Here is a 1,618-nt window from a genome sequence, read left to right as displayed (position 1 = left end):
CGCCTGAGCCTCGCGGCCAGATAGAGAACCAGTTTGTCTACGACTCCTTCAGTCGCCAATTCGTGCTGTTTGGAGGGGTATGCTTTGATCGACAGTCGGTGCGGTGCATCAACAATGCCTATTTAAACGACACGTGGCTGTACGACCCTGCAACCAACAGTTGGAGGGAAGTAACCGGAGCCGTTGGCCCGAGCGAACGCAGCTACGCGCAGATGTATTTCGACTCGAAAAATGGAGTTGTCGTTCTGTTTGGTGGCGTTTCGCCTTCCGGTTCGGCATTGGACGATCTGTGGACTTTCGACACGAGAACCCTCTTGTGGACCGAGGTGCACGTGCCGACAACAAACCCGGGGAACGTGTCTCTTGCGCTGACTACGTTTGCACCTTCCACGGGGTGTGGCTACTCGGTGTACGGCCACTCCAGGGGCTCGGCGCTGTTCGGCATCTGGGAGCTTTGCCTTCAGCCGAACACGCCCCCCGTGGCGGTCATTTCCGTGCCCTCGGTTAATTTGCAGGCCGGAATCTTCACTACCTTTTCCGGTTCTGCGAGTACAGATGCTGAAGCCAACATTGCAAGTTATGGGTGGGACTTCGGCGACGGCACGACCGCGGTTGGAGTTTCAGCTAGGAAGGTTTATGCAAACGCTGGAACCTACACCGTCCAGTTGACGGTTACCGACTCCGTGGGTGCGACATCTACTGCTACGCAGCAAGTTGTGGTTTCACAAGGGGCTTACCCGCCGCCAAGCGCGAATTTTGAAATACAGCCAGGTGTTGGAACTGCAGGGGCGGTTGCGCAGTTTTCCGCTGCGTTGAGCAGCGCCCCTGGTGGTTCCATTGCTTCTTATGTTTGGGATTTCGGCGATGGCACGACCGGAGTCGGAGTCGGCGTCGCCAAGACATACCAGTACATCGGCACGTATAAAGTCGCCTTGACGGTGGTGGATAATCATGGATTGAGTTCTGTGAAGACCGCTTTGTTTTCGGTTGGAGCGCCTCCAGGTATTGCCACGAATGTGGCGTTGGCTGCCAATGGCGGTATTGCATCTGCCTCCAGCGTGTATGACGGCCATTACCCGGTTAAATCGATCAATGACGGTGATAGAAAGGGTTTGAATTGGGGCGCCGGAGGGGGGTGGAACGATGCCACGTCGCGTGTCTATCCCGACTGGGTGCAGGTCGACTTCAACGGCATGCAGACGATCAGCGAAATTGACGTATTCACACTGCAGGATGATAAGGAATCGCCGTCGGCGCCTACGCTGGCGATGACCTTCGCAAAATATGGAATCACTCAGTACGACGTCCAGTATTGGGATGGCGGAGGATGGGTGACTGTAGAAGGCGGCAATGTCACCGGAAATGACAAGGTGTGGCGGCAATTTGTATTTGCACCGGTTAGTACGACCAGTATTCGAGTCCTGATAGCAGGTGCGATGAACAACTTCTCGCGCATCGTCGAAGTGGAGGCCTGGACGCCGGGAGGCATGGCCAACCAGGCGCCGGTGGCCAACATCAGCGGCCCGACGAGTGGGCAGGTGGGCGCGAACCTGAGCTTCTCCGGTGCGGGGAGCACGGATGCGGAAGGCCCCATCGCCAACTACGCGTGGACGTTCGG

Annotated in this window: 1 protein-coding gene; it reads left to right on the top strand. The window is 57.0% G+C overall.

Annotation, left to right across the window (positions count from 1 at the left end; genetic code table 11):
• On the top strand, nt 1-1,618 hold a 1,618-nt coding region (locus ACXJKR_RS31940), incomplete at both ends, for a PKD domain-containing protein (RefSeq protein ID WP_457326271.1).

It is taken from the genome of Roseateles sp. P5_E11, from assembly GCF_054049355.1.
Note: the sequence above shows the minus strand (reverse complement) of the source record. Positions and strands in the feature narration are given on the sequence as shown.